The 6549-nt window shown below is 75.3% G+C and carries 5 protein-coding genes; 2 read left to right on the top strand and 3 right to left on the bottom strand.

Going from position 1 to position 6549, the window contains the following annotated elements:
* From BMX74_RS29930 to BMX74_RS29920, 3 genes are all read right to left on the bottom strand, one after another.
* A partial coding sequence (locus BMX74_RS29930) for an SRPBCC family protein (RefSeq protein ID WP_091104024.1) occupies nt 1-1018 on the bottom strand: 1018 nt, incomplete at its 3' end.
* Between the two features lie 5 nt (nt 1019-1023).
* Nucleotides 1024-1554, bottom strand: a complete 531-nt coding sequence (locus BMX74_RS29925; protein WP_055506710.1) for a hypothetical protein — start codon at nt 1552-1554, stop codon at nt 1024-1026.
* A gap of 168 nt (nt 1555-1722) precedes the next feature.
* Entirely contained in the window at nt 1723-2130 is a 408-nt protein-coding gene (locus tag BMX74_RS29920; RefSeq protein ID WP_091104022.1) for a hypothetical protein, read from the bottom strand.
* Nucleotides 2131-2230: 100 nt separating this feature from the next.
* On the opposite strand from BMX74_RS29920, the gene BMX74_RS29915 reads away from it, so the two are divergent.
* Both BMX74_RS29915 and BMX74_RS45915 read left to right on the top strand, forming a co-directional pair.
* Nucleotides 2231-3223: a GlxA family transcriptional regulator gene (locus BMX74_RS29915; protein ID WP_091104020.1), complete on the top strand. Its 993-nt coding sequence runs from the start codon at nt 2231-2233 to the stop codon at nt 3221-3223.
* On the top strand, nt 3195-6527 hold the full coding sequence (locus BMX74_RS45915) for an AfsR/SARP family transcriptional regulator (protein WP_177227570.1): 3333 nt from the start codon (nt 3195-3197) through the stop codon (nt 6525-6527). Before BMX74_RS29915 ends, BMX74_RS45915 begins: the two co-directional genes overlap by 29 nt.
* Nucleotides 6528-6549: the final 22 nt, after the last annotated feature.

Raw genomic sequence — 6549 nt, 5'->3', positions numbered from 1 at the left:
CGTACTCGGCCTCCGGCTGCTCCTCGCCGTACTCGGCGGAGGGCTCGCGGCCTTCCTCGCCGCCCTCCTCGCGCTCGCGCTCCTCCGCGACGGCGGTCTCGTGGTCCTTGACCACCTGGCCGTCACGGATCTCGCCGCGCCAGCCGCCCTCGGCGATGTCGTCCGGGTGCAGCATGACCTGGCTCATGACGTGGCGGGCGAAGTGCTTCAGCTCCAGCCGCGCCCGGCGGCCCTGGGCGCGCCAGAGGTTGCCGGTGCGCTCCATGAAGCCCTGCGGGTGGTACTCCAGCACCACCATGACCCGCGTGAGGTCGGGAGTGAGCTCGTGGAAGCTCACGGCGCCGTCGACGAAGCCCTTCGGGCCCTCGGAACGCCAGATGATGCGCTCGTCGGGGACCTGCTCGCGGATCGTCGAGTTCCACGTCCTGTGGGACCAGAAGACCTGGGCCTTCCAGCTCAGCTTCGCGTCCTCCTGCTGCTCCACCTTCTCGACCTTCTTCATGAACGTCGGGAAGTCCTGGAACTGCGTCCACTGGTTGTAGACGACGCGGACGGGAGCGCCGATGTCGACGACCTCGATGATGTTCGTCAGCTTGAGCTTCTTGCCGCCCTTGCCCTTGCCCAGCTTGCCGAACACGCCCTTCAGCGCGCCCTTCGCGGCCCCGGCCAGCGTGGACCCCCCGATGGACTTGTCCGAGCCGGTGATGGCGCCGAGCAGGTTCCCGCCGCCGCCCTCGGCGAAGTCGGTCAGACGGCCCGTGACGCCCTCGACCTTGCCGGTGACCGACGACAGCGCGCGTTCGGCCGCCACCACCCCGAGCTTCTTCAGCCCGGACTTGAGCTGGTCGCCGAGGCCGTCGGTCACGCCCGCGGCCGCCGTGCCGGCGCCCCGCGTGGCGGTGCCGACCCCTTCCCTCGCGGTCTCCTGGCCGCGCCGCAGCGTCTCCTGGCCCTGCTCGGCAGCCCTCCTGCCCTGGTCGGCGAGCCTGCCGACAGGTCCTGTCCTCGTCTCGGTCATGTCGCTCACCCCGCCCTTCTGGTCGCCGGCACCGGCCGCTTGCGGCCGCTCGCGGGCTGGCGGGGGCGGGGAACCTGGGCGGCCGGCTGCGTCCTGCCGCGTCCGCCCTGGGGCGCCGTGGCGCGCGTACGAGCCCGGGGGGCCTCCTCGGGCTCCTCCTCGTACTCCTCGTACTCGGCTTCAGGCTCCTCGTACTCGGCCTCCTCGCGGCCCCGTCCGCCGGCCTGTTCCGCGCTCTCGGTCAGCTTCTGGGTGAGGGAATCGATCTGCTTGTTCGCCGCCGCCATGACGGCCGCCTTGCCGACCTGCAGCAGGTCGCCGCGCAGACGGCTGGTCAGCTCCTCGATCTGCGGCGACGAGCCGAGGGTCTTCAGGCCCTGGCCGAGCAGCCCGCCACCGGCACCGCCCTCGCCTGTGTGGCGCAGTCTGCGGGCGATGCCCACGGCGGTGAGGATGGTGGCCAACCGCATCTTGTGCCGACGGCCGAGGTAGTAGCCGGCGGCGAGAGCCAGCGCAATTCTGGCCGTGTCTTTCATCGCTTGTGCTCCTAAGGCTCGGGGTCCCGACCGGTCCTCCGGCCAGCCGGTCACCCCATGCCCCTGAAGGGGATTAGGAAACACGAATGCGGATAAAACGGACAGAATTGACAGTTGGTAAAGCCGATGGCGGGAAGGGGGTCTCTCGGGCCGGGGCGGGCCCGCGCGTCAGTGCGCGCAGCCCGCGTACTCGTCCAGCCGCAGGAGCATGGCGCCCAGCATGAGCGGGAACATCGCGACGTGCGCCACCGTCATGAGCGCGCCGCCGTCGAGCAGGCCCAGCCACAGCAGGGGGAAGAGCGGCAGGACGGGCGCGAACATGACCGCGCACATCTCCAGCGTCACCGGCCAGCGGTGCCCCCGCACCCGCATCCAGGCCGCCATGCCCACCGACATCTCGGCGGCCATGACCAGGTAGGCCACCTCCGGCTGGTGCTCGTGCGAGACGTCGAGGCCGACCGCCGACCTGGCGAGGCCGAGCACGAGCATGCCGGCGAACATCGCGAGGATCATCTCCACGTAGTGCAGCGCGAACCTGCCCCAGCGGCGGCGGGGCTTCGACGAGATCGAGGTCATGGGACGACTGTGGCGCGACCTTGGCTCCAGGCCGGGGTTACCGCAACCGACATGTCCGGATACTTGGGAACTTCGTCTTTCAGACCTAGAGTCGGGCGCCATGGAACCCAGACGGGTGGCCGTCGTCGGGTACGACGCCGCCGAACTGCTCGACATCGCCTGCGTCACCTCGACCCTGGAGGCCGCCAACTGGCACGGCGCGCGGCCCCCCTACGAGGTGCGCCTGCTCACGCCCGGCGGGCTGCCCATCACCTGCGGCACCGGCCTCACCCTCCAGGGGCAGCAGTCGCTGGAGCGCACCACCGGGCCGCTCGACATCCTCGTCGTCTCCGGCGGCATCGGGCACAAGCGCGCCTCCGCCGACGCCCTGATCGTCGCGCACGTACGCCGCCTGGCCAGGGAGAGCCGCCGCGTCGCGTCCGTCTGCACCGGGGCGTACGTGCTGGCCGCCGCCGGGCTGCTCGACGGGCGGCGGGCCACCACGCACTGGCGCTGGGCGCCCCGGCTGGCCGCCCGCCACCCCGAGGTCGTCGTGGACGCCGACCCCATCTTCGTCAGGGACGGCCACGTCTCCACCTCAGCCGGCGTCACCAGCGCGCTCGACCTCACCCTCGCCTTCGTCGAGGAGGACCACGGCGCCGACCTGGCCCGCACGGTCGCCCGCAACCTCGTCACCTACCTCCAGCGGCCCGGCAACCAGGCGCAGATGAGCATGTTCGTCGGCCCGAGGCCCTCCATGGACGGCCTGGTCAGGCGGATCGTCGAGTACGTGACCGGTAACCTGACCGGCGACCTCGGCACGTACGCGCTGGCCGCCGAGGCCGGGGTGAGCGAGCGGCACCTCACCCGGCTGTTCCTCAAGGAACTGGGGGAGCCGCCGGGCCGCTTCGTCCGGCGGGCGAGGACCGAGGCCGCCGCCCACCTCCTGGCCACCACCTCGCTGCCCATGGCCGCCGTCGCCGCCCGCTGCGGCTTCGGCACGGCCGAGACCCTGCGCCAGGCGTTCGTGGACAGGTACGGCATCCCGCCCTCGCGATACCGTCTGACGCAGCAGAGGGAGGAACGTGAGGTTCGTACTACTCGGCCCGCTTGAGGCCCGCCGCACCGACGGGTCGGTGATGGCGACGGGCGGGCCCCGCCTGCGGGCGCTGCTCGCCATGCTGCTGCTGGACGCGGGCCGGGTGGTCACGGCGGAACGGCTCATCGACGGCCTGTACGGCGAGCGGGGCGGGGCGGCGAACGCGCTGCAGTCGCAGGTGTCGCGGCTGCGCAAGGGGCTCGGCCCCGACGCGCCCGTCGAGTTCCACCCGGCGGGCTACCGGCTCGCGCTCGACCCGTCCGAGGTGGACGCGCTGCTGTTCGAGCGGCTCGCGGCCGAGGGGAAGGCGGCGGCGTCGCCGGGGGAGCGGGCCGCCGTGCTCGGGCGCGCGCTCGCGCTGTGGCGCGGCCCCGCCCTGGCGGACCTGCGCGACGCGCCCTTCGCCGCCGCCCAGGCGGCCCGGCTGGACGAGCTCAGGCTCGACGCCGTGGAGGCGCGGATCGAGGCGGAACTGGAACTCGGCCTCCACGGGGACGTGGTGCCGGAGCTTCGGGACCTCGTCGCGGCGCACCCGCTGCGCGAGCGGCTGCGCGGCCAGCTCATGCGGGCCCTGTACGCGGGCGGGCGCCAGGGGGAGGCGCTGGCGGCGTACGAGAGCGGCCGGGCCCTCCTGGCCGAGGAGCTGGGCGTGGACCCCTCGCCCGAGCTCGCCGCGACGCACCTGGCCCTGCTGCGCGGCACCCTGCCACCCCCGCCCGCCCCGCGGACCCGGGCGACCGGGCAGACCCCCGCCACACCGGAGACGCGGGAGGCCTGGCAGACCTCCGCCATCCCGGAGACGCGGGAGGCCTGGCAGACTCCCGCCACCCCCGAGACGCGAGCCGTCCCAGAGACCCCCGTCCCTTCACAGACCCGGCCCGCGCCCGCACCGCCCGCCCAGCAGGCGCCCGCGGTCGTCGCGATGATCCCGGCGCAGCTCACCGGCTTCGTCGGCAGGGAGGCGGACCTGGCCGCGCTCGCCGGGCTGCTGGAGCGCGCCCGGCTCGTCACGCTCATCGGGCCGGGCGGCGCGGGCAAGACCCGGCTCGCCGTCGAGGCCTGCCTCGCCTCTCCGCGTGCGGAGCCGGCGCGGCCCACCGGGCCCGGCGGTGAGCGCGAGACGTGCTTCGTGGCGTTGGGGCCGCTCGGGCACGGGGACGAGGTGGCGCGGGCCGTCCTGGCGGCGCTGGGGCTGCGGGAGGGGCCGCTGGAGCCGTCCCAGGCCCGGACGGCTCCAGCGGGGCCCGTCGAGCGGCTGGTGGCCGCGCTGTCCGGGCGGTCGCTGCTGCTCGTCCTCGACAACTGCGAGCACGTCGTCGAGGCGACGGCCGCGCTCGCGCACCGGCTGCTCGCCTCCTGCCCCGGCCTGCGCGTCCTGGCCACCAGCAGGGAGGCGCTCGGCATCACCGGCGAGACCCTGTTCCCCGTCTCCCCGCTCGCCCTGCCGGAGGCGGGCGCGCCGCCGCTGTCGGCTCCTGCCGTCCGGCTGTTCGCCGAGCGGGCCGCCGCCGTCCGGCCCGGCTTCGCGGTGGACGACGGCAACGCCGCCGACGTGCTGCGGGTCTGCCGGGCGCTGGACGGGCTCCCGCTGGCGATCGAGCTGGCCGCGGCGCGGCTGCGCGCGCTGCCCGTGGCCGAGCTCGCCGCGCGCCTGGACGACGCGTTCGCGCTGCTGTCGAGGGGCAGCCGTACCGCCGAGCCCAGGCACAGGACGCTGCGCGCCGTGGTCGAGTGGAGCTGGGACCTGCTGGACGAGGAGGAACGCACGCTCGCCAGGCGGCTGAGCGTCTTCGCGGGCGGCGCCACGCTGGAGGCGGTCGAGCGGGTGTGCAGGGTGCCCGACACGGTCGGCGTGCTGGCAGGGCTGGCCGACAAGTCGCTGGTCGAGGTGGCGGGCGACCGGTACCGGATGCTGCGTACCATCCAGGCGTTCTGCGTGGAGCGGCTGGCGGAGGCGGGCGAGGAGGAGCGGCTGCGCCGCGCGCACGCCGAGCACGCGCTCGGGCTGCTGCGCGCCGCCGCTCCGCACCTGCTGGGTGCCGGGCAGCTCGACCGGCTCGCCACGCTGGACGCCGAGCAGGACGACCTGCGGGCCGCCCTCAGGTGGGCGGTGGCGGCGGACCCCGCGCTGGGCCTGCGGCTGCTGGCCGACCTGGTGACGTACTGGTGGCTGCGCGGACGCAGGCCGGAGGCGGTCGCCCCGGCCCGCGCCCTGCTCGCGGAGGTGGGCACGCGCCCGCCCGATGGCCTGGCCGCCGAGTACGTGCTGTGCGTGGTGAGCGCCGCGCTGCCCGCCGAGGAGGCGGCGCCGCACCTGGAGCGGGCGGCCGAGCTGATGCTGGCGGCGGACCTGGTCGAGGAGCGTCCCCCGCTCCTCATCTTCTGGTCGGTGCTGACCGGGCCGGTGAACGCCGAGCTGCGGGAGGTCCTGTCCGAGCGGGTACGCGCCAGCACCCACCCGTGGGCGGCGGCGATGAGCCACCTCGGCGCCGGTGTGCTCGCCCAGTTCCTCGGCGGTGACATGGACCTCGCGGAGCGCGAGTGCCTGCTGGCGGCGGAGCGGTTCCGCGCGGTGGGGGAGCGCTGGGGCATGATGGCGGCGACGTCCGAGCTGGCCGATCTCGCGGGGCTGACGGGCCGGCGCGAGCGGTTCGCCGAGCTGATGGACGAGTCGCTGCGCCTGGCGGACGAGCTGGGCGCCGTGGACGACCGGGCCGAGCTGCTGTGCCGCCGCGCCGACGGGGTGCTGCTGATGGGCGACGCGGAGGCCGCCGAGTCCGGGTACGCGCAGGCGCTGGAGCTCGCGGCGAGGCTGGGCTCCGCCTCGGCCGTGGAACGGGCGCGGTACGGGCTGGCGGAGGTCGCGAGGAGGCGGGGCGACCACGGCCGCGCCAGGGCCGCCTACGAGGAGCTGCTGGCCGCCGGTGACGGCTCGTTCGGCTCGGGGCTCACGGCCGTCCAGGCGCGGACCGGGCTGGGCCGGATCGCGGCGGCGGAGGGCGACGCGGAGGAGGCGGCGGCCCGGCAGCGTGAGGCGCTGGCCACGGCGCTGGACCTGCGCAGCCGCCCGCACGCGGCCGGCGCGATGGAGGGGCTCGCGGGCGTGGCCGCGCTGCGCGGCGACCACGAGCGGGCCGCGCTGCTGCTGGGCGCGGCTCGGGCGCTGCGCGGGATCCCCAGGGTGGGCGACCCGGACGTCGCGGCGGTGGAGGACGCGGCCCGCGCGCGGCTGGGCGGGGAACGGTACGCGCGGGCGCACGCCGAGGGCGCGCGGCTCACCAGGGAGGAGGCGCTGGCCCTGGCCGCCGGCACGTCCTGACCTCGGTGAGGAGGCGGCGGAA

Origin of the sequence: Nonomuraea pusilla, assembly GCF_900109355.1 — a bacterium.
GTDB classification, from domain to species: domain Bacteria; phylum Actinomycetota; class Actinomycetes; order Streptosporangiales; family Streptosporangiaceae; genus Nonomuraea; species Nonomuraea pusilla.
The sequence above is the reverse complement of the archived record's forward strand: the minus strand, read 5'-3'. Positions and strand labels throughout refer to the sequence as shown.